This window comes from Streptomyces sp. NPDC029041 (genome assembly GCF_040637515.1).
In the GTDB taxonomy this organism is placed as follows: domain Bacteria; phylum Actinomycetota; class Actinomycetes; order Streptomycetales; family Streptomycetaceae; genus Streptomyces.
This window is the reverse complement of sequence record NZ_JBEZWO010000005.1, coordinates 428,346-448,745: the sequence shown is the minus strand read 5'-3', so window position 1 is coordinate 448,745 and position 20,400 is coordinate 428,346. Positions and strand designations below refer to the sequence as shown.

At 71.6% G+C, this 20,400-nt stretch carries 20 protein-coding genes and 1 tRNA gene; 7 read left to right on the top strand and 14 right to left on the bottom strand.

Going from position 1 to position 20,400, the window contains the following annotated elements:
• The coding region (locus AB0F04_RS15420) for a S41 family peptidase (protein ID WP_362041597.1) at positions 1–1,005 on the top strand (1,005 nt) is incomplete at its 5' end.
• A gap of 69 nt (positions 1,006–1,074) precedes the next feature.
• Here the strand turns inward: AB0F04_RS15420 and AB0F04_RS15415 are convergent.
• The 4 genes from AB0F04_RS15415 to AB0F04_RS15400 all read right to left on the bottom strand — a co-directional run bounded on the left by AB0F04_RS15415 (position 1,075) and on the right by AB0F04_RS15400 (position 4,733).
• Positions 1,075–1,296: a hypothetical protein gene (locus AB0F04_RS15415; protein WP_352097187.1), complete on the bottom strand. Its 222-nt coding sequence runs from the start codon at positions 1,294–1,296 to the stop codon at positions 1,075–1,077.
• 76 nt (positions 1,297–1,372) lie between these two features.
• The gene (locus AB0F04_RS15410) at positions 1,373–2,257 is read right to left on the bottom strand and encodes an SDR family oxidoreductase (protein WP_362041595.1); all 885 of its coding nucleotides are present in this window, start codon (positions 2,255–2,257) and stop codon (positions 1,373–1,375) included.
• On the bottom strand, positions 2,254–3,159 hold the full coding sequence (locus AB0F04_RS15405) for an alpha/beta hydrolase (RefSeq protein WP_362041959.1): 906 nt from the start codon (positions 3,157–3,159) through the stop codon (positions 2,254–2,256). The genes AB0F04_RS15410 and AB0F04_RS15405 overlap by 4 nt, the downstream gene beginning before the upstream one ends.
• A 53-nt stretch (positions 3,160–3,212) precedes the next feature.
• Complete coding sequence (locus AB0F04_RS15400) at positions 3,213–4,733, bottom strand: NAD(P)/FAD-dependent oxidoreductase (protein WP_362041592.1); 1,521 nt, start codon at positions 4,731–4,733, stop codon at positions 3,213–3,215.
• Between the two features lie 130 nt (positions 4,734–4,863).
• On the opposite strand from AB0F04_RS15400, the gene AB0F04_RS15395 reads away from it, so the two are divergent.
• On the top strand, positions 4,864–5,505 hold the full coding sequence (locus AB0F04_RS15395) for a MerR family transcriptional regulator (protein WP_362041591.1): 642 nt from the start codon (positions 4,864–4,866) through the stop codon (positions 5,503–5,505).
• Between the two features lie 28 nt (positions 5,506–5,533).
• Here the strand turns inward: AB0F04_RS15395 and AB0F04_RS15390 are convergent, their stop codons facing one another.
• Positions 5,534–6,337, bottom strand: coding sequence for an exodeoxyribonuclease III (locus tag AB0F04_RS15390; RefSeq protein WP_362041589.1), 804 nt, complete (start codon positions 6,335–6,337; stop codon positions 5,534–5,536).
• 60 nt (positions 6,338–6,397) lie between these two features.
• Here AB0F04_RS15390 and AB0F04_RS15385 point away from each other — a divergent pair, with 60 nt between their 5' ends.
• Positions 6,398–6,874, top strand: a complete 477-nt coding sequence (locus AB0F04_RS15385) for a GNAT family N-acetyltransferase (RefSeq protein WP_362041587.1) — start codon at positions 6,398–6,400, stop codon at positions 6,872–6,874.
• A 19-nt stretch (positions 6,875–6,893) separates the two neighbouring features.
• Here the strand turns inward: AB0F04_RS15385 and AB0F04_RS15380 are convergent, their stop codons facing one another.
• From AB0F04_RS15380 to galU, 8 genes are all read right to left on the bottom strand, one after another.
• Complete coding sequence (locus AB0F04_RS15380; RefSeq protein WP_362041585.1) at positions 6,894–7,331, bottom strand: hypothetical protein; 438 nt, start codon at positions 7,329–7,331, stop codon at positions 6,894–6,896.
• A 152-nt stretch (positions 7,332–7,483) separates the two neighbouring features.
• Positions 7,484–7,557, bottom strand: a tRNA-Ala gene (locus tag AB0F04_RS15375).
• Between the two features lie 83 nt (positions 7,558–7,640).
• On the bottom strand, positions 7,641–8,861 hold the full coding sequence (glpR, locus tag AB0F04_RS15370; RefSeq protein ID WP_362041583.1) for a gephyrin-like molybdotransferase receptor GlpR: 1,221 nt from the start codon (positions 8,859–8,861) through the stop codon (positions 7,641–7,643).
• A 172-nt stretch (positions 8,862–9,033) separates the two neighbouring features.
• On the bottom strand, positions 9,034–9,654 hold the full coding sequence (locus AB0F04_RS15365) for a GNAT family protein (RefSeq protein ID WP_362041956.1): 621 nt from the start codon (positions 9,652–9,654) through the stop codon (positions 9,034–9,036).
• A 23-nt stretch (positions 9,655–9,677) separates the two neighbouring features.
• The gene (locus tag AB0F04_RS15360; RefSeq protein WP_362041580.1) at positions 9,678–10,178 is read right to left on the bottom strand and encodes a MogA/MoaB family molybdenum cofactor biosynthesis protein; all 501 of its coding nucleotides are present in this window, start codon (positions 10,176–10,178) and stop codon (positions 9,678–9,680) included.
• Positions 10,175–10,684: a cyclic pyranopterin monophosphate synthase MoaC gene (gene moaC, locus AB0F04_RS15355; protein ID WP_362041579.1), complete on the bottom strand. Its 510-nt coding sequence runs from the start codon at positions 10,682–10,684 to the stop codon at positions 10,175–10,177. Before moaC ends, AB0F04_RS15360 begins: the two co-directional genes overlap by 4 nt.
• 82 nt (positions 10,685–10,766) lie before the next feature.
• Positions 10,767–12,107 (bottom strand): gephyrin-like molybdotransferase Glp, encoded by a 1,341-nt coding sequence (gene glp, locus AB0F04_RS15350; RefSeq protein ID WP_362041577.1) that lies wholly within the window; start codon positions 12,105–12,107, stop codon positions 10,767–10,769.
• 4 nt (positions 12,108–12,111) lie between these two features.
• Positions 12,112–13,011: a UTP--glucose-1-phosphate uridylyltransferase GalU gene (gene galU / locus AB0F04_RS15345; RefSeq protein WP_362041575.1), complete on the bottom strand. Its 900-nt coding sequence runs from the start codon at positions 13,009–13,011 to the stop codon at positions 12,112–12,114.
• Between the two features lie 93 nt (positions 13,012–13,104).
• On the opposite strand from galU, the gene AB0F04_RS15340 reads away from it, so the two are divergent.
• Positions 13,105–13,728 (top strand): 5-formyltetrahydrofolate cyclo-ligase, encoded by a 624-nt coding sequence (locus tag AB0F04_RS15340; protein WP_362041572.1) that lies wholly within the window; start codon positions 13,105–13,107, stop codon positions 13,726–13,728.
• A gap of 58 nt (positions 13,729–13,786) precedes the next feature.
• Here AB0F04_RS15340 and AB0F04_RS15335 read toward each other — a convergent pair whose 3' ends face one another.
• The gene (locus AB0F04_RS15335; RefSeq protein WP_362041570.1) at positions 13,787–16,615 is read right to left on the bottom strand and encodes a penicillin acylase family protein; all 2,829 of its coding nucleotides are present in this window, start codon (positions 16,613–16,615) and stop codon (positions 13,787–13,789) included.
• A 238-nt stretch (positions 16,616–16,853) separates the two neighbouring features.
• Here AB0F04_RS15335 and AB0F04_RS15330 point away from each other — a divergent pair, with 238 nt between their 5' ends.
• The 3 genes from AB0F04_RS15330 (at position 16,854) to AB0F04_RS15320 (ending at position 20,342) form a co-directional block, all read left to right on the top strand.
• Complete coding sequence (locus tag AB0F04_RS15330; protein ID WP_362041568.1) at positions 16,854–18,383, top strand: potassium/proton antiporter; 1,530 nt, start codon at positions 16,854–16,856, stop codon at positions 18,381–18,383.
• 281 nt (positions 18,384–18,664) lie between these two features.
• Positions 18,665–19,957 carry an MFS transporter gene (locus AB0F04_RS15325; RefSeq protein WP_362041566.1) on the top strand — a complete coding sequence of 431 codons (1,293 nt, stop codon included), beginning with the start codon at positions 18,665–18,667 and terminating at the stop codon, positions 19,955–19,957.
• Positions 19,958–20,024: 67 nt separating this feature from the next.
• Positions 20,025–20,342, top strand: a complete 318-nt coding sequence (locus AB0F04_RS15320) for an FmdB family zinc ribbon protein (protein WP_362041564.1) — start codon at positions 20,025–20,027, stop codon at positions 20,340–20,342.
• The last annotated feature ends 58 nt before the right edge of the window (positions 20,343–20,400 follow it).

Sequence of the window (20,400 nt, the reverse complement as noted above, 5' to 3'; positions counted from 1 at the left end):
GCACCGGACACGGCGGAGGTCACGGCGGAGGCTTCCGCACCGGACACGGCGGAGGTCACGGCGGAGGCTTCCGCACCGGACACGGCGGAGGTCACGGCGGAGGCTTCCGCACCGGACACGGCGGCAGACTCGGTCGATGGCCCGGCGGTGGGAAGCTCGGACGACGGCCCGGCGACGGTCTCGGCCGATGACCCGGCGACGACCCCGGCCGACGGCCCGGCGGAGGGAAGCTCGGACGACGACCCGGCGGCGGACTCGGCGCGGGTCGGGGCCCCGGCCCGGCGGGTCGCCGTCGTGCCGCTCGTCGACGAGCGCCCCTTGCGCTACCAGGACTGGGTGGCCAAACGCCGTTCGGTGGTGCGCGAGTTGAGCGGCGGGCGCTGCGGCTATCTGCACATCCCGGACATGGGTGGTTCGGGCTGGGCCCAGTTCAACCGCGACCTGCGCATGGAGGTGTCCCGCCCCGCGCTGATCGTGGACGTGCGCGGCAACGCGGGCGGCCACATCAGCGAACTCGTCATCGAGACGCTGAGCCGGACGATCCTGGGCTGGGACCTGACCCGCGACGCCCAGCCGGTCTCGTACACCTCGAACGCACCACGGGGCCCGGTGGTGGCCCTGGCGGACGAGGCGACCTCCTCCGACGGCGACATGATCACGGCGGCATTCAAGCTGCTGAAGCTCGGCCCGGTCGTGGGACAGCGCACCTGGGGCGGTGTCGTCGGCATGACCGGCCGTCACGAGCTGGGCGACGGCACGGTGATCACGGTGCCGATGAACGCGGCCTGGTTCGACGCGTACGGCTGGTCGGTCGAGAACAAGGGCGTCGCCCCCGACATCGACGTCCTGCGCACCCCGCTGGACTGGGCCGAGGGACGGCACGCCCAGCTGGCCGACGCGGTGGAACTGGCACTCGCACTGCTGGAGACCGACCCGCCCGCCACACCGCCGACCTACAGCGACGTACCCGACCGCTCCCGTCCGAAGCTGCCGCCCAGGGCGTGAACGCCCGGGCGCCACAAGGGGGAAAGGGGCACCCCGCAACGGGACACCCCTTTCCTGCGGCACGCGACGTCAGGCGTCGAAGTCCTGGTCGAAGCGGTCCTCGTCACGCTCACGCTCACGGTCGCGCTGCGGCTCCGAGCGCTCGCGGTCACGCTGCGGCTGCGAGGGGTCCATGTCCTCGTCGCGCCGGCGGCCGCGGCCCTGCATCTGCTCGCGAGCCTGGTCCGCCTTCTGGCGAGCCTGGTTCTGCCACTGCTCGGACTTCTCCTGGAACTGGTCCTTCATACCCATGTGGGTTCACTCCCGTTGGGGGTGAGGGGATCTGGCTCGATCAGATTCACACGGGTCGTGACCCTGCGCATGTCGATCACTTACGCAGCGTAGTCCGCTCCTGTTCGTCGGCCGCTCCACCGGCCCCGACGAGGCCCGTGCGCATGCCCGTCAGCCGGTCCGCGAACCGTCGCATCTCGCGCTGGCCCACCGTCCCGATGACCGCGGGCAGGTAGCCGCGCACGCCCTGCATCCCGCGCAGCCACCACTGCCCGTACACATGGCTCGACCTGCGCTCGATCCCCTCCACGAGCCGGTCGACGGCCGGCCCAAGCGGGTAGGTCTTGTTGGACGGCCAGGGCAGCCGCTGCCTCAACTCCCGCATGACGTCGTCCTGGTCGGCCCCGCGCACCATGTCGGTGTCGGTCCACGACAGATAGCCGACGCCCACCTTCACGCCCCGGTGCCCGACCTCGGCCCGCAGGCAGTGCGCGTACGCCTCCACGCCCGACTTGGACGCGCAGTACGCGGTCATCATCGGCGCCGGGGTGATCGCCGCGAGGGAGGCGATCTGCAGCAGATAGCCCCGGCTCCGCGTCAGCAGCGGCAGGAACGCCCGGGCGGTCACCGCCGAACCGATCAGGTTCACCTCGATCACCCGCCGCCAGGACTCGGGGTCGGAGTCCGCGAACGGCCCGCCGGTGGCGACACCGGCGTTGGCGACGACGATGTCGACCCGGCCGAAGCGCTCCTCGACCTCGCTCGCCACGCGGGCCATCGCCTCGTGGTCGGTGACGTCGGCGTGCCAGTGGTCGCTGTCGCCGTGCAGCCGGCCGGAGACCTCCTTGAGCGCGTCCGGCTCCAGGCCGACCAGCGCCACCCTCACGCCACGCGCCGACAGCTTGCGGGCCATCAACTCCCCGACGCCGCGCGCCGCTCCGGTCACCACGGCGACCTTGCCCTCAAGGCTCACCCTGCTCATGCGCTCTCCTCGGTCACGACGTGGATGTGTGCGGCGGCGAGTTCCCGGATCGTCGCGCCGACGAGTCCGGGCGCCTCGACCGGCGTCATGTGGCCGATGCCGGGCAGTTCCACGAGCCCGGTGCAGTGCGGCAGGGCGGCGGCCAGGGCCCGCGCCTGCACCGGCGGCGTCAGCCGGTCCGCCGTACCGACGAGCACGGCCGTGGGCACGTCCAGCTCGCGCACGCCGTGGTCGAGGTCGAGCAGATCCAGCACCTGCGACCAGGAGTGGCGGACCTTGCGGGGGCAGGCGTGCACGATCCGGGCACACGCCTCGATCATGTGCGGGGCCGAACCGGGTCCCATCGTGCCGTACTTGAGGATCCGGCGGGCCAGGGGCGTGACCGGCCCGAGCGGGGCGCGGGAGCCAAGGATCCGCCGGGTCAGCCAGGTCCGTACCCGCCCGGCCCGCATCGGCACGACGGTGGAGGCCGCGACCAGCTGCGAACTGCCCGTGCTGCACAGCAGGACGGCGGCCGCGTGCGCCCGGAAGGCGGCTCTCCCGGAGGCCGCCATCACGGTCATCCCGCCCATGGAGTGCCCCGCGATCACGGCCTGTTCACCGGGCGCGAGGGCGGCCTCGAGGACCGCTTCCAGGTCGTCGGCGAGCGCGTCGGAGCTGCACGCGGAGCTCGCGGGGCTGCGGCCGTGACCGCGCTGGTCGTAGGCGATGACCCGGTGGTCCGCGGCCAGGTCGCGGATCTGCGCCGCCCAGAAGGCGGTGGAGCAGGTCCAGCCGTGGGCGAGGACGACGGCGGGGGCGCCCTCGGGCCCGTGGACCTCGACGTGCAGCCGGGCGCCGTCGGCGGAGACGGCGGTCAGCTCGCGTGCCGGGGCGGGCGGGGCGTAGGGGCCGGAGTCGATGGGGGTCCCCCCTGCTCGAGCGAAGCCGAGAGCTTGGGGGAGCAGGAGGCGGCTCACGCGTCCACCCCGGCCGTCCGCGCGGCGGGCCTGTCCGGCACGGGCGCGCGCAGGACCTCGTACTCCGCGAGATCCACCCGCCGCGTCGCCCGCCGGAACTCCCCGGTGGTGCCGGGCCAGATGGTGGTGTTGCGGCCGCTCGCGTCGAGGTACCAGCTGGTGCAGCCGCCGGTGTTCCACACGGTGCGCTTCATACGCTCCTGGAGCCGGTCGTTCCAGGTGCGCACGGCGTCCGGGCGGGCGTCCAGGGCGACCCGGCCGCCGAGGACGTCGAGCTGCCGGACGTAGTCGGCGAGGTAGTTCAGCTGGGACTCGATCATGAGGATCATCGAGGAGTTCCCGAGACCGGTGTTGGGCCCGATGACCGTCATCCAGTTGGGGAAGCCGGCCGCCGAGGCGCCGCGCAGGGCCTCCATGCCGCCCTTCCAGGTCTCGGCGAGCGTCCGCCCGTCGGCGCCCACGACCCGGTCGGCGATGGGCATGTCGGTGACGTGGAATCCGGTACCGAAGACGATCGCGTCCGCCTCGGCCTCACTGCCGTCGGCGGCGACGAGGGTCGAACCGCGGACCTCGGTCAGCCCGCTCGCGATCACGTCCACATTCGGCTGCGCGAGCGCCGGGTAGTAGTCGCTGGACAGCAGGATCCGCTTGCAGCCGATGCGGTAGTCCGGGGTGAGCTTCGCCCGCAGGGCCGGATCCTTGATGGACCGGGCCATGTTGCGCCGGGCCAGGTCCTCGACGAGCCCGAGCTGCTTCGGATGCTTGGTGAACGCCTGCACCTGCAGCTCGCGGATGCCCCACAGCAGTCCGCGGCGCACCTGCGAGGTGAAGGGCAGCCGCCGGTGCACCCACCGCTCGGCGTCGCTGATCGTCCGGTCCATGCGGGGCATCACCCAGGGCGCCGTGCGCTGGAACAGGGTGAGCCGCGAGACGTCGGGCTGGATCGACGGCACGATCTGGGCGGCCGAGGCGCCGGTGCCCACCATGGCGACGCGCTTGCCGCGCAGGTCGTAGTCGTGGTCCCAGCGGGCCGAGTGGAACACCTTGCCGGGGAAGGTCTCCAGCCCGGGGATGTCCGGCACCTTCGGATCGGACAGCGGCCCGGTCGCCGAGACGACCAGGTCCGCCGACAGGTTCCCGCTGCTGGTCTCGATGTCCCAGCACAGCCGCTCCGCGTTCCAGGTCATCCGCTTCACCTCCGAATCGAAGCGGAGGTGCGGGCGCAGCCGGAACACGTCCGTCACGTGCTCCAGGTAGGCGCGGATGTGCTCCTGCCCCGAGAAGGTGCGCGGCCAGTCGGGGTTGGGCGCGAAGGAGAACGAGTAGAGGTGCGAGGGCACGTCACACCGGCATCCGGGGTAGCTGTTGTCCCGCCAGGTGCCGCCGACACTGCTCGCCCGCTCCAGGACGACGAAGTCGGTGACCCCCTCGCGGCGCAGCCGCACGGCGGCCCCCAGCCCGCCGAACCCGGACCCGACCACAGCGACCCGCACATGCTCGTGTTCGCGCTCGCCCATGCCGACACCTCCACACACCACGAGAACCGCGCCAGTGAACACTGGCGCAGTGGGAGCGTAGGGCAGCGGCGTACTGATGGGTAGGGGGCGGGACAAGGAAGTTACCCGCAGTACGCCTTAAGGTGCCCAGGTGGCCGAGAAGCGTGAATACCGCATGGAAGAGCTGGCCCGCCTCGCCGGGATCACGGTGCGCACCCTGCGCTTCTACCGCGAACGCAAACTCATCCGGCCACCCCGCCGCGAGGGCCGCATCGCCTGGTACGACGACCAGCACCTGGCCCGGCTGCGCACGATCACGGCCCTGCTGGAACGCGGCCACACCCTCAACGGCATCGCGGAACTGGCGGAGGCCTTCGACCACGGCCGGGACGTCGGCGACCTGCTCGGCGTCGGCGGCCCCACCGAGGAGGAGCCCGTCCACCTCACCCCGGAGGAGCTCGCCGACCGCTACGCGGGCGAGGTCACACCGGAGAACCTCGCCGCCGCGATGGAACTCGGCTACCTCGGCACCGACGGCGAGGAGATCGTCCACATCAGCCGCCGCCTGCTGGACGTCTCGTCGGCCCTGGTCCGCGAGGGCATCCCCCTCCCGGAGGTCCTCCGCGCCGCCCAACAGGTCCGCACCCACGCCGACGCCCTCGCCGACCTCTTCACCGACCTCGTCCTCCGCCACACCTCCGCCCAGAACCTGCCCCGCCTGCGCCCCCTGGCCCGCAGCGTGGTGGAGGCGGAACTGTCACTGGCGCTGGACCGGAGGATGCGGAAGCCCTGACGGTCGCGGACCGGGGATGCGGAGGCCTTCAACGGTCGTAGACCACGGTCACCGGCGCGTGGTCGGACCACCGCTCGGCGTGCGTGGCCGCCCTTTCCACGAACCCCTTGACCGCGCGCTCGGCCAGCCCGGTGGTGGCCACGTGGTAGTCGATCCTCCATCCTGAATCGTTGTCGAAGGCCCGCCCCCGGTACGACCACCACGAGTACGGCCCCTCGACGTCCGGGTGGAGGGCGCGTACGACGTCGACGTAGCCGCCGTCGGCCGGGTCGAGCACCCGGCCGAGCCACTCGCGCTCCTCCGGCAGGAACCCGGAGTTCTTCTGGTTGGCACGCCAGTTCTTCAGGTCAGCCCGCTGGTGGGCGATGTTCCAGTCGCCGCAGACGAGCACCTCGCGCCCGTCGGCGGCGGCACGCTCCCGCAGCCCCTTCAGGTAGGCGAGGAACTCACCCATGAAGCGTTCCTTCTCGTCCTGCCGCTCGGTGCCGACCTCGCCGGAGGGCAGATAGAGGGACGCGACGGTGACCCCGGGCAGGTCGATCTCCACGTACCGCCCGCTGCCGTCGAACTCCTGCGAGCCGAACCCGATCTGGACCCGGTCGGGCTCGCGGCGGCTGTACAGGGACACCCCGGCCCGCCCCTTGGCGGCGGCCGGCGCGTGCACGACGTGCCAGCCCTCGGGGGTGCGGACGTGTTCCGGCAGCTGCTCCGGCTCGGCGCGCACCTCCTGCAGGCACAGCACGTCGGCTTCGGTGCCGGCGAGCCACTCCACGAAGCCCTTCTTCGCGGCGGCACGCAGCCCGTTCACATTCACAGAGGTCACAGTGAGCACCCCGGCACGATACCGGCACGCTGGACGAGGTCCAGTTCCGGATCGAATACGGTAGCGGCCATGCACATACGCCGGGTCTCCTTCGACCATCCCGACGCCATGAAGCTGAACGACCAGGTCCAGGCCGAGTACGCCGTCCGCTACGGCGACGACGGCGACGCCACGCCCATGGCCGCCGCGGACTTCGCGCCGCCGAACGGCGTCTACCTGATCGCGTACGACGAGCACGGCACCCCCGTCGCCTCGGGCGGCTGGCGCGCCCAGGACACCAACGGCGAGGGCAATCTCGACGGCGACGCCGAGCTCAAGCGCATGTATGTGATCGACGCCATGCGTGGCCGGGGGCTGGCCCGGCGGGTCCTGGCCGCTCTGGAGGAGGACGCCCGCGCGGCCGGCCGCATCCGTATGGTTCTGGAGACCGGCACCAAGCAGCCGGAGGCCATTGCCCTGTACACGTCCAGTGGCTATGAGCCGTGCGCCAAGTTCGGCTACTACCGCCACCACGAGGCGAGCCGCTGCTTCGCGAAGCGACTCTGATCACACGGCTGACGAGGGCTCAGCGAGCGTCCCGGCCGCGGCCCTTGTCACCCGCCGCGCGCTGCCGCCACCACTCGGTCACCGAGCCACTCTCGCCCCGCCGGTGCGGCGGCACCAGCGCCTTCGGCCAGTTGAACCAGGCGATCGTCAGGTGCAGCGCCGTCCAAGGGATCGAGCCGAGGATGAAGACCCCACTGACATGCACCAGTGCGAGCCCCGCTGCGCCCTTGGCGGCGGTGGCGGCGGCGACACCGACCGTGAGGCAGACCGCAAAGGCGGCGAGGGGGACGATGCCGCGCTCGTGCCCGCGTATGACCGACGGGTTCAGCGAGTACCCGAACAGCAGGTCGGGCGCCCGGTCGGAGCCGGTCCAGTGCAGCCACGCCGCCCGGGCGAGGAACAGGTCCGTCCCGCCCGCGAGGACGGCGGCGACGGCCTCGGAAACGAAGGGGGCCACGGCACCTCCGCGTGAGCGCATCCACTGGACGCCCCAGTGTCCGCGGTGAGATCGCTGCGGAGATCCACGGCCGGGCCAAGCTTGGGCAACGTTGTGGCGCTGAACACACGTCAGAGCCCCGGTCGGTGTCCCGACCGGGGCTCTGAGCTGCGTGGACCTGAGGGGATTTGAACCCCTGGCCCCCTCGATGCGAACGAGGTGCGCTACCGGACTGCGCCACAGGCCCTTGCAACGAGTGAAACTTTAGCACCCCGATCGGCCTGCTTGGAAATCCGTTCCCGAGGGGCGGTCACCTGCGGCTTCGCGGCGCTACTCGTTCGCGGCCCGGGGCCGCTCCCCGTCCTCGTACTGGTCGAACAGCGGGGTGCGCCCGCGCTCCCGGGCCCGTCGGGCGGAGGCCGCGCGGCGGGCGTCGGTGCGTCCGTCGCCGTCGCCGTCGCCGTCGTCCTGGGCGGTCGGGTGCGGCTCGCCCGGGTGGCCGGCGGCGCCGGGGCCTGCCTCCGCGTCGGGGGTCACCGTGCTCGACCGGGCCGCGCTCCAGGTGTCGGGGGCGCCGAGGTCCACGTCGCTGGTGGCCCGCGGGGCGACCGGGGCCGTCACATAGGTCGGCAGGGGCACCGGCACGGGCTCCCAGCTGTCGCCGCCCTGTCCGGGCCGCCGCTGCCGTTCGCGCTGCTGGTCGACCCACTCCGCGTGGTCGGTCTGCTCGACGAGGGCGCGTCGGTCCGCCGCGAGGGCCGAGAGGCCGGGGTCGGTCACCGGCTCGGCTCCCTCCTCCGGTTCGTCGCTCTCTTCGTCGGCCAGGGCGCGCCGGCGGGGCTGGCGCTGCCGCTCCCGCAGGCGCTGGGCCGCGGCCTCGGCCATGCGGCGGTCCATCTGGTACGTGAAGCGGCGGCGTTCCTGGGAGCGCAGGTAGGCGATGTAGACGCTGAGCATGACCGCGGGCACGCCGGGGGCCCACAGGAACGCGAGTCCCCCGACCGCGGCGACGATCGCGCCGAGGGTGAAGGCGAGGAACAGCATGATGGTGGTGCGCCGGCGGCGCGCGAGAACCTTGGAGCGCCGGGCTCGTGCCGCGGCTGCCTGGTTCGCTCGCGCCGAGGCGTTGTGCCGGGCCGCGGGCACCCGCTCCCGGGGACGCCCGGAGCGCGCCGCGTCGGGTGCGGGCGACTGCCGGGCCTGGGGTTCGGGGGCCGCCGGGCGGGCCGGCTGCTCGGGGGCGGGCGAGGGGACGGGTGCCTGGGCCTGCGGGCGGGTCTTGGACACGGCGAAGGCCCGGACGTCCACCGAGTCGGTGACGGCGTCCGGGTCGTCGGCGCCCTGCTCCCCCTCGTCGGTGGAGCGCGCCCGCAGGTCCTTGGCGTACCGGCGCTCCATCCCCGCCCGTCCGGACAGCAGCCGGATGGCGGTGCTGAAGCGTTCCGTCGGACGGGCCTCGTTCAGCTCGTCCTGCCTACGGAGCCACATCGGCACCAAGTAGGCGGCCCAGGCCCCGACAATGACTGCGTAGATGAGGCCGCTGCTGCTCACGTCTCACACCGTAGAGGGGTTTGTGTGAGGCCATCTGCCAATTGAGCCGGTGTGTCGCACGATCTGGCTGATATTTCGAACTTTTTTTGCGACCGATGCGATCAGCAGACCGCTCAGGCCGGGAATTCATTGCCCTGAGACGGTCATCGACCGATCAATTTCGAACATGTATTCAATTTCCCGGGTGGTTGCGCATTCCCGGGTTGCTCTGCGCGCGTGCCCGGTGCCAGCGCTTGAGCAAGCCGTCCGGCACCTCCTCGGCCGTGAGGGCGAAGACGAGGTGATCGCGCCACGCTCCGTCGATGTGGAGATAGCGCGGCCGCAGCCCCTCCTCGCGGAATCCGAGCTTTTCCACGACCCGGCGGCTGGGCCCGTTCTCCGGACGAATGCAGACTTCGATGCGGTGCAGTCCGACGGTGCGGAAACAGTGGTCCACGACGAGCGCCACCGATGTCGGCATCACCCCGCGGCCGGCCACCGACTCGTCCACCCAGTAACCGACGTGCCCCGAGCACATCGATCCCCAGGTGATCCCTGCGACGGTCAACTGCCCGACCAGCCGCCCCTGGTACTCGATGACGAAGGGCAGCATCCGGCCCGCGTTCGCCTCCGAGCGCAGATGGCGGACCATCTGGCGGAAGGTGGGCCGGTGCGCCATGGGCCCGCCCGGCGCGGGCGGCGGGATCGTCGCCTCCCAGGGGCGCAGCCAGTCGCGGTTGCGCCGGTTGACCTCGCGCCAGGCCCGCTGGTCGCGCAGCTTTATCGGCCTGAGGACGATGTCGCCGTCCACCAGTTCCACGGGCCAGGATGGGCTGTTCAGCTCGCACCCCCGCTGCCGGGTCTGGGGTGGTCGCCGCCCCGGAGCTGCTCGACGGCGTGGACGAGCAGCGGCTCCAGGACGGCGAGGCCGTCCTTCACTCCGCCGCTGGAGCCGGGCAGATTGACGATCAGCGTGCCGCCCGCCACTCCGGCCAGGCCCCGGGAGAGCGCCGCGGTCGGCACCTTCTGGCGGCCGTACGCCCGGATGGCCTCGGCGATGCCCGGCACCTCGTGGTCGATGACGCGGCGGGTCGCCTCGGGCGTGCGGTCGGTGGGCGAGATGCCCGTGCCGCCGGTGGTCACGATGACGTCGTAGCCGGCGTCCGCGCCGGCGCGCAGGGCGGCCTCGACCGGGTCGCCGTCGGGGACGACCTGCGGGCCGTCGACCTCGAAGCCGAAGCGTTTCAGGCCGTCCGAGATCATCGGGCCGCCCTTGTCCTCGTAGATCCCGGCGGCGGCCCGGTTCGAGGCCGTGACGACGAGAGCGCGATACGTCATGACCGGCTCCAGTCGCCCGACTTGCCGCCCGTCTTCTCCTCCACGCGTACGTCCGTGATGACCGCTCCCTTGTCGACCGCCTTGACCATGTCGATCACGGTGAGCGCGGCGACGGAGACCGCGGTGAGGGCCTCCATCTCGACACCCGTGCGGTCCGTCGTCTTCACGGTGGCCAGGATCTCCACGGCGTCGTCCGCGACCGACAGGTCCAGTTTCACACCGGACACCGACAGCGGGTGGCAGAGCGGGATCAGGTCGGGGGTGCGTTTGGCGCCCATGATCCCGGCGATCCGCGCGGTCGCGAGGGCGTCGCCCTTCGGGACGCCCTCGCCGCGCAGCAGCTCGATCACGCGGGGCGAGACGAGGACGCGTCCGCTGGCGCGGGCGGTGCGTGCGGTCACGTCCTTGCCCGACACGTCGACCATGCGGGCGGCGCCCGCCTCGTCGATGTGCGTCAGCCGGTCCTGCGCGAGGCCGTCCTGCGGGGGTGGGTCCTGCGTGTTCATGCTGTGTGACGCTCCCGGTCCGGGCCCGACGCGGTGCGGCGCACGGGCCTGTTGTGCGCGACACGGTACCCCCAACCAGCGGCTATCGGCCGAGCAGGACCACCTCGACCTCGGTGCCCGGTTCGAGGGAGACGGTGTCCTCGGGGACGGTGATCAGGGCGTCCGCGTGGGCGAGGGCCGCGACCAGATGGGAGCCGGCGCCGCCGACCGGCGTGACCGTGCCGTCGGCGTACGTGCCGCGCAGGAACTGCCGACGGCCCTTCGGGGAGGTCAGCGCCTTGCCGGCGGACAGGGTCGCCCGGGTCGTCGGGCGGTGGACGTCCTCCAGCCCCATGAGGGTGCGGATCGCGGGGCGGACGAACAACTCGAAGGAGACGTACGACGACACCGGGTTGCCGGGCAGGGCCAGCAGCGGGGTGTGGTCGGGGCCGATGGAGCCGAAGCCCTGGGGCTTGCCGGGCTGCATGGCGAGCTTGCGGAACTCGATGCCACTGCCGGCCTCGTCCTCGTCGCCGACGTGGGACAGGGCCTCCTTGACCACGTCGTACGCGCCGACGCTCACACCGCCGGTGGTGACCACCAGGTCGGCGCGGACCAGCTGGTCCTCGATGGTGGAGCGCAGGGTCTCGGCGTCGTCGGCGACGGCTCCCACGCGGTAGGCGATGGCGCCGGCGTCGCGGGCGGCGGCGGTGAGGGCGAAGCTGTTGGAGTCGTAGATCTGACCGGTGCCCAGTTCCGTGTCGGGGGGGACGAGTTCGCTGCCGGTGGAGAGCACCACCACGCGCGGGCGCGGGCGGACCCGGACGGTGCCGCGGCCGATCGCGGCGAGCAGGGAGATCTGGGGCGGGCCGAGGACGGTGCCGGCCTCCAGGGCGCGGTCGCCGGCCTTCACGTCGCTGCCCTTCGCGCGCACGTGCGCGCGTGCCTCGGCCGGGCGGTACACGTGCACGTGGCCGGTGGCGCCCTCGGGGCCGAGGCTGCGGGCGCGCATGCCGTGCACCGGGCCCTCGCCGAGACCGCCGTCGGTCCACTCGACGGGCACGACCGCCTCGGCGCCGGGCGGCAGCGGGGCGCCGGTCATGATGCGGGCGGCCTGACCGGGGCCCACGGGCAGCAGTTCGGACTGGCCCGCGGCGACGTCCCCGACGACCTCGAGGGCCGCCGGGAACTCCTCGCTCGCGCCCGCGATGTCCGCGACCCGTACCGCGTAGCCGTCCATCGAGCTGTTGTCGAAGGGCGGCAGGGACACCGGCACCGTGATGTCCTCGACGAGGACGCAGCCCTGGGCGTCGAGCAGGTGCAGCTCGATGGGTTCCAGGGGCCGGACGGTGGCGAGGATGTCCTCCAGGTGCTCGTCCACCGACCAGAGGTGGTCGGGGCCGAAGGGGTCCTGGCCGGTGACGTGGGGCGCGGTGCTGCTCAACGTGCTACATCTCCTCGGCTACGTAACTGCGAAGCCAGGTCCGGAAGTCCGGGCCCAGGTCTTCACGTTCGCATGCGAGTCGGACAATGGCACGCAGGTAGTCGCCGCGGTCGCCGGTGTCATAGCGGCGGCCCTTGAAGACGACGCCGTGCACCGGGCCGCCGATCTTCTCGTCCTCGGCGAGCTGCTGGAGGGCGTCGGTGAGCTGGATCTCGCCGCCGCGGCCGGGCTCGGTCCGGCGCAGTATCTCGAAGATGTGCGGGTCGAGGACGTAGCGGCCGATGATGGCGTAGTTGGAGGGCGCGTCGGCCGGCTCGGGCTTCTCGACGAGGCCGCTGACCCGGACGACGTCGCTGTCCTCGGTGGTCTCGACGGCCGCACAGCCGTAGAGGTGGATCTGCTCGGGGGCGACCTCCATGAGCGCGACGACGCTGCCGCCGCGCTGCTCCTGGACCTCGACCATGCGCTGCAGCAGCGGGTCGCGGGGGTCGATGAGGTCGTCGCCGAGGAGGACCGCGAAGGGCTCGTCGCCCACGTGCGGGGCGGCGCACAGGACCGCGTGGCCGAGGCCCTTGGGGTCGCCCTGGCGGACGTAGTGCATGGTCGCGAGGTCGCTGGATTCCTGCACCTTGGCCAGGCGCCCGGCGTCGCCCTTCTTCTGGAGGGCCGACTCCAGCTCGTAGTTGCGGTCGAAGTGGTCCTCGAGGGGGCGCTTGTTGCGGCCCGTCACCATGAGGACGTCGTCGAGACCCGCGGCGACGGCCTCCTCGACCACGTACTGGATCGCGGGCTTGTCGACGACCGGCAGCATTTCCTTGGGAGTGGCTTTGGTGGCCGGCAGGAACCGGGTACCGAGGCCTGCTGCGGGAATGACAGCCTTGCTGATCCGAGGGTGCTGAGTCATGTCGGCCACCCTATCCGGTGCCTTTGCATGGAATCTGCGGCTCCGGTTCATAGGAGCTCATATGAGCGTATTGGGACGGTACGGGAGCAACCATTGAGGTCCATCGCACGTCCGGGCGAGCCTGACAAGCGGAGATTGCGGCGCGACCTCCTCGCGGTGAGGAGCAGGTTGACGGCGGACGACCTGCGGGAAACGTCGGCCGCGCTGGCCGGGCGGGCGCTGGAGCTGCGCGAGTTGGCGGGGGCCGGGACGGTCGCCGCGTACGTCTCCGTGGGGAGTGAACCCGGCACTCCCGCGCTGCTTGACGCCCTGCGCGACCGGGGCGTGCGCGTGCTGCTTCCGGTCCTGCTGCCCGACAACGACCTCGACTGGGGCGCGTACGAGGGCGCGAGTTCGCTCGCGCCCGTCCGCCACGGCTCCAGGATGGCCCTCCTCGAACCCGTGGGCGAGCGTCTCGGGCCGGACGCCGTGACCACCGCCGACGCCGTGCTGCTGCCGGGGCTCGCGGTGGACGCGCGCGGGATGCGGCTGGGGCGGGGCGGCGGCTCGTACGACCGGGTCCTGGCACGACTGGAGCGGGCGGGCGTTCACCCCGCGCTGGTGGTGCTGCTGTACGACTCCGAGGTCGTCGAGCACGTCCCGGAGGAGCCGCACGACCGGCCGGTCCAGGCGGTGGTGACACCGTCGGGGGTACGGCGGTTCGGGCCGGCACGCTGACGCGAAACGGCCCTCCACGCGTGCGTGGAGGGCCGCTCGTCCTGCCGGCGTCAGCGGCTCACGGCTTGAGCACCAGCTTGTCGGCCGTGCTCTTCTCGACCGCCTGGTCCGAGAAGGCCCACGGCAGCAGTTCGCCGTCGGCCCACTTGTCGGTCTGGTCGACGTAGTGGGCGCTGTAGGCGTGCCCCGAGGCGCCGGTGAGGTTGATCCACTTCGACTTGTCGAGGTCGTCGAGGTTCACCACCATCCGCATGGACGGCACCCACACGACCCCGTAGCCGCCGGCCGCGTTCCAGCCGGTCGCGTTGACCGTGGCCTCGCCGCCGCCGAGCTCCCAGGGGCCGCGGTTGAGGGCGTACTGGATGAAACCGGGGCCCGCGGTGCCGAGGGTCTGGTTCTTCAGGAACAGGCGGTGCAGCCGGCCCCAGCTCCAGGTGTCGATGTCCTTGCCGAGCTTGGCGGTCAGCTCCCAGCGGGCATCGATCATGGCCCGCTTGAACAGCTGGTCGCGGTTGTGGGCGGCGGGCCGGGTGCCCACCTCGGGGGTCGTCCACCAGTCGCTGTCCGGCTTGTCCATGAGTGTGCGCACCACCTCGAACCACCGGTCCCCGCCGTCCGGCTGGGCCTGGTCGGGGTCGCGCTGGCCGCACTCGCGGACCTTCTCGGCCTCGTCGGCCGGGCCGGTGGTGTTGACCGGCTCGACCCACAGGCACTGGCCCTTGGGCCGCAGCTCCTTGGGCAGCTTGCTGCCGAAGGCGAGCTTGAGGATGTTGCGCCAGACGGCGTTGAAGTAGGCCGCTGCCGCGGAGTCGGCGTCCTGGGTGTAGTCCCAGCCCTCCAGGAGCTTCTGCGCGTCGCGGACGTCCTGGTTCTCCGGGTCGATCTTCAGCAGCGTGGGCACCAGCAACCGGGCGATCTCGCTGCTGTTGTCCAGCTGCATCTGGCGCATGTCGTCCGTGGAGATCTTGCCGCCGTCCTTGATCTTCGACTGGATCAGGTCGGTGATCCGCTGGCTGCGTGCGCCGTAGCCCCAGTCCGCGGTGAGCGTGTACGGGTACGTGTCCGGGTCGATCACGGCCTGGTTGGCGGTGACGATGTAGCCGCGCTCCGGGTCGTACTCGTAGGGCAGCGCGTCCTGCGGGATGTAGCCCCTCCAGCGGTACCCGGAGTCCCAGCCGGGCGCGGGGATGGAGCCGTTGTCCTTCTTCGCGCGGATCGGGATCTTCCCGGGCAGCGTGTAGCCGATGTGGTTCTCGTTGTCGGCGTAGATCAGGTTCTGCGAGGGCACCTCGAACTGCGACGCGGCCTTGCGGAAGTCGCCCCAGTTCTTCGCCTTGTCCATGGCGAAGACGGCGTCCATGGTGGTGCCGGGCTGCAGGGCGGTCCAGCGCAGCGCGACGCCGTAGCCGTCACCCCGGTCGGGCGCGGCGGTGTCGACGGTGGCCTTCCTGCCGACCTTCACGAGCTCCTCGTCGCGGTCGGACAGCAGGGGCATCCCGTCCTCGGTCTGCCGTACGACGATCTTCTTGGACGTGCCCCCGGCGACCTTGATGGTCTCCTCGCGGGTCTTGAAGGGCTTGACCTTGCCGTCGTACAGGTAGCCGTTGCCGGTGATCTTCTCCAGGTAGAGGTCCGTGACGTCCACGCCGGAGTTGGTCATGCCCCAGGCGATGTTCTGGTTGTGGCCGATTATCACGCCCGGCATGCCGGCGAAGGTGTAGCCGCTGACGTCGTACTGGCAGGCGCTGGAGACGCTGCGGCAGTGCAGGCCCATCTGGTACCAGACGGACGGCAGGGAGGGCGACAGGTGCGGGTCGTTGGCCAGCAGCGGCTTGCCGGTGATGGTGTGCTCCCCGCCGACGACCCAGGAGTTGGAGCCGATGCCGTCGCCGTTCACGCCGACGGCCGGCGGGAGGTCGTCCAGGACGTGGGTGAGGCCGCCGAGCTGGCTGTCCAGGCCCTCGGTGCCCGAGGCGCCGGAGGCGGTGCCGGCCGTGCCGGAGGCGGTGCCGGCCGTGCCGGAGCCGCCGGACGCCGTGCCGGTGGAGGTGCCGCCGGTCCCGTTCGCGCCGGAGGTGCCGGACGCGCCGCTCGTGCCGCCCTGTTCGAACGCCCCCGCCAGCTCGTTGTACTGGCCCTCCTGGACGATCGCCTTGTTGCGGCTGTACGGGTACTGCGGGTACAGGTCGGCGATCTGCTTCGGGCCGAGGCGGCTGGTCAGCAGGGCGCGGTCGATCTCGTCCTGCATGTTGCCGCGCAGATCCCAGGCCATCGCCTTCAGCCAGGAGATCGAGTCGACCGGGGTCCACGCCTGCGGCTTGTAGTCGTTGGTGAAGCCCAGCGCCGCGTACTCCAGGGAGATGTCCTTGCCGTCCTTGCCCTGGAGGTAGGAGTTGACGCCCTCGGCGTACGCCTGGAGGTACTTCTTCGTGGTCGCCGACAGCTTGGTGTCGTACTCCTGCTGGGCGACCCGGTCCCAGCCGAGGGTGCGCAGGAACTCGTCGTTGTCGACCTGGCTCTTGCCGAACATCTCCGACAGCCGGCCCGAGGCCATGTGGCGGCGGACGTCCATCTCGTAGAACCGGTCCTGCGCCTGGACGTAGCCCTGCGCCATGAACAGGTCCGCGTCGGAGGAGGCGTAGATCTGCGGGATGCCGTAGTTGTCGCGTTTGACCTCGACGGGACCCGAGAGGCCCTTCAGCGTCAGGGTGCCCTTGGTCTGCGGGAAGGAGGCCCGGACGGTACTGATGGACCAGTACGACCCGTACGCCACACCCCCGATGAGGGCCAGCACGAGGACGAGCACGATAAGTCGGGCTTTGCGCCCCTTTCTCCTGCCGGACTTGCCGGGCTGCTGACCCGTGGAGGCGGTGGTGTTGGGGGGCATCGCTGTCCTTGCTGTCCTAACGCGAGCGGCAGGTTCGGCTGTGCTTTTAACTGAGCGCTGGAGCAACGATAGGCGCAGGGCCTTGCGCGCCTTGACGCGGAGTCGGGATCAAGCCCGGACGGACGTTCGATCTTGCCCCCTGAAGCGTCAAGAAATCGTCAAGACTTAGGTAAGGTAACGAAGTAGTTGGCGCGCTGCGCCACCGCTTCATGTGCGATGTACGTGAGCCCACGCGCGCATGCGTGCGGGCCAGGGAAGGATTCGGCCGCTGACTGTTCACCACCTCAACCAGCTCCTGCTCGTCTGCTCGCTCGTCCTGCTCGTCGCCGTCGCAGCGGTACGGATCTCCTCGCGCAGCGGGCTCCCCAGCCTGCTCGTGTACCTGGGGATAGGCGTCGCCATGGGCCAGGACGGCGTGGGCGACATCCACTTCGACAACGCCGAACTGACCCAGGTCATCGGATACGCGGCCCTGGTCGTGATCCTGGCCGAGGGCGGTCTGGGCACGAAGTGGAAGGAGATCAAGCCGGCCCTGCCGGCCGCCACGGCACTGGCGCTGGCCGGTGTCGCGGTGAGCGTCGGGGTCACGGCGTCGGCCGCGCACTATCTGATCGGGCTGGAGTGGCGGCAGGCGCTCATCATCGGGGCGGTCGTCTCCTCGACGGACGCGGCGGCCGTCTTCTCGGTGCTGCGCAAGATCCCGCTGCCCGCGCGCGTGACGGGCACGCTGGAGGCGGAGTCCGGCTTCAACGACGCCCCCGTGGTCATCCTCGTGGTCTCCCTGTCCACGGCCGGTCCGGTCGAGCACTGGTACACGCTGCTGGGCGTGATCATCGGGGAGCTGGCCATCGGCGCGGCCATCGGACTCGCGGTGGGCTGGCTTGGCTCCTGGGGCCTTCGGCACGTGGCGCTGCCCGCGTCGGGCCTCTACCCGATCGCCGTCATGGCGATCGCCGTGGTGGCGTACGCGGCCGGCGCGCTGGCCCACGGCAGCGGCTTCCTCGCGGTGTACCTCGCCGCGATGGTGATGGGCAACGCGCGCCTGCCCCACTGGCCGGCCACGCGCGGGTTCGCCGACGGGCTCGGCTGGATGGCCCAGATCGGCATGTTCGTCCTGCTCGGTCTGCTGGTCACCCCGCACGAGCTGGGCGACGACATCGTGCCCGCGCTGGTCATCGGACTGGTCCTGACCATGGTGGCCCGCCCGCTGAGCGTGATGGTCTGCCTGTCGCCGTTCCGGGTGCCGTGGCAGGAGCAGACCCTGATGTCCTGGGCGGGACTGCGCGGCGCCGTGCCCATCATCCTGGCGACCATCCCCATGGTGGAGGGCGTCGACGCCAGCCGCCGGATCTTCAACATCGTCTTCGTGCTGGTCGTCGTCTACACCCTGGTCCAAGGCCCGACGCTGCCGTGGCTGGGCCGCAAGCTGCGGCTCGGCGACGGTTCGGAGGCCGCCGACCTCGGCATCGAGTCGGCGCCGCTGGAGCGGCTGCGCGGGCACCTGCTGTCCGTGGCGATCCCCGGCGAATCGAAGATGCACGGTGTGGAAGTGGCCGAACTCCGGCTGCCGCACGGCGCCGCAGTGACCCTCATCGTGCGGGAGGGCGAGTCCTTCGTCCCGCTGCCCACGACGATCCTGCAACGCGGGGACGAGCTCCTCGTGGTCGCCACGGACCCCGTCCGGGACGCGACCGAGAACCGGCTGCGGGCCGTGGGGCACGGCGGCAAGCTGGCCGGCTGGCTGGGCACGGGCGGGGCGAGCACCTGAGGGAGCGAGCACCTGAGGGGGGTTTGTGCCCTTTGTGATTCACAGGGGGGCGGCCCCATGGTGCTCACTTTCACAGGCGCACCGGGCCTTGATCCCTGTACGATGAAGGCGTTACCCAGATCGAACCAACTCTGCCTGACGCAGGGCTGGCGCGACCGTATGGCGGTCGGGACACCCCTCCTCACCGGGCCCCGGCATCTACCGCAGTTCCGCGCAAGAGGACAGCTCTCGGCGCCGCCCGCTTCGGGGCCGCGCTACCAGGCGGCAGAAAGGCACGGGCCGTGGCGTCCACGGTCACCTCGAAGGCGTCGGAGAACCCGGCGTCTTCCGCCCGCCCGGGATACGGCCGGCTGCTGCGCACCCGCGGCGCCTGGACATTCCTGGTCCCCGGCTTCGCGGCACGTCAGCCGTTCGCGATGCTGACCATCTCCATCGTGCTGCTGGTGCAGCACACCACCGGCTCCTACGGAGCGGCGGGCGCCGCCGCGGCCGTCACCGGTGTCTCCATGGCCCTGTTCGCGCCCTACAGCGGCCGCCTCGCCGACCGGTACGGCCAGCGCGCCGTGCTGATCCCGGGCGTACTGCTGCACGCGGTCGCCGGGCTGACGCTGACGGCGCTCGCGCTGCTGGACGCGCCCCTGTGGGCGGTGTTCGCGGCGGCCGTCCCGACCGGTGCCTCGGTGCCGCAGGTCGGCCCGATGGTGCGGGCCCGCTGGGGCGTGAAGCTCAAGGACTCGCCGCTGATGACCACCGCGGCCGCCTTCGAGTCCGTCACGGACGAACTGACCTTCGTGGTCGGACCGCTGCTGGCCACCGCCCTGTGCACGGCCGTCGACCCGGCCGCCGGGCTCGTCACCGAGGCCTCGCTGACCCTGATCGGCGGACTGCTGTTCGCCGCGCAGAAGAGCACGCAGCCCTCGGTCGCCGGCAGCGGGCACGCGCGCGTGGAGCACGCTTCGGCCCTGCGCGTCCCCGGCGTGCGCGTGCTGATCGTGACCTTCCTGGGCATCGGCACCGTCTTCGGCGGTATGCAGGTCTCGCTGGCCGCGTTCACCGAGTCGATCGGGGAACCGGGACTGAACGGTGTCCTCTACGGCGTCTTCGCCGCGGGCAACATGCTCAGCGGCGTGGTCTGCGGCGCGATCGCCTGGAAGGCGGCCCCGCAGCGACGCCTGGTCGTCGGTTACACGGCGCTCGCCCTCACCGCGTCGGGCCTGTGGGCCGCCCACTCGGTGCCGGTCCTGGCGGGCCTCGGCCTGCTGGTCGGCATGTGCATCGCGCCCGCCCTGATCACCGGCTACACCCTGGTCGAGAGTCTGGTCCCGGCCGGCGCGCGCACCGAGGCCTTCACCTGGCTGACCGGCGCGGTGGCGCTCGGCCAGGCCGCCGCCGTCACGGTCGCCGGACAGCTGGAGGACCGCTTCTGGTCGGGCGCCGGTTTCCTGGTGCCGATGGGCGGCACTCTGCTGGCCCTGCTGACCCTCCTGGCACTGCGTTCCCGGCTGGCGGCGCGGGGCGGCGGCCGGACCGTCGCACGTGGCGTGGGTCACCGCGTGCCGGTGGCAGTGGACTGAGCGGCCGGAATACGTCACTATGGATCGTCGTTAGCACTCATCGAGTGAGAGTGCCAGGAGGAAGACAGTGCCGACCTACCAGTACCAGTGCACCGAGTGCGGCGAAGGCCTCGAGGCGGTGCAGAAGTTCACCGACGACGCCCTCACCGAGTGCCCCAGCTGCAAGGGCCGCCTGAAGAAGGTGTTCTCGGCGGTCGGCATCGTCTTCAAGGGCTCCGGCTTCTACCGGAACGACAGCCGCGGCTCCTCGTCGAGCAGCTCCCCGGCGAAGTCGTCGAGCACCTCCTCCTCGGGCTCGTCGTCCTCCGACTCCGGCTCGTCGAGCTCCGCCGCGAGCTCCTCGTCGAGCACCGGCAGCTCCTCCAGCAGCACCACCGCCGCGTAGGGCCTGATCCTTACGGGACCCTGTCGCCTCCGGGCGACGGGGTCCTCGGCGTTTCCGC

What these genes read in the sequence shown, in the direction of transcription:
- AB0F04_RS15360 (WP_362041580.1), bottom strand. Translation starts at nt 10,178, where the DNA reads ATGACGTATCGCGCTCTCGTCGTCACGGCCTCGAACCGGGCCGCCGCC.
- AB0F04_RS15335 (WP_362041570.1), bottom strand. Translation starts at nt 16,615, where the DNA reads ATGCCCCCCAACACCACCGCCTCCACGGGTCAGCAGCCCGGCAAGTCC.
- AB0F04_RS15385 (WP_362041587.1), top strand. Translation starts at nt 6,398, where the DNA reads ATGCACATACGCCGGGTCTCCTTCGACCATCCCGACGCCATGAAGCTG.
- AB0F04_RS15400 (WP_362041592.1), bottom strand. Translation starts at nt 4,733, where the DNA reads ATGGGCGAGCGCGAACACGAGCATGTGCGGGTCGCTGTGGTCGGGTCC.
- AB0F04_RS15415 (WP_352097187.1), bottom strand. Translation starts at nt 1,296, where the DNA reads ATGGGTATGAAGGACCAGTTCCAGGAGAAGTCCGAGCAGTGGCAGAAC.
- galU (WP_362041575.1), bottom strand. Translation starts at nt 13,011, where the DNA reads ATGACTCAGCACCCTCGGATCAGCAAGGCTGTCATTCCCGCAGCAGGC.
- AB0F04_RS15410 (WP_362041595.1), bottom strand. Translation starts at nt 2,257, where the DNA reads ATGAGCAGGGTGAGCCTTGAGGGCAAGGTCGCCGTGGTGACCGGAGCG.
- AB0F04_RS15330 (WP_362041568.1), top strand. Translation starts at nt 16,854, where the DNA reads ATGCGTGCGGGCCAGGGAAGGATTCGGCCGCTGACTGTTCACCACCTC.
- moaC (WP_362041579.1), bottom strand. Translation starts at nt 10,684, where the DNA reads ATGAACACGCAGGACCCACCCCCGCAGGACGGCCTCGCGCAGGACCGG.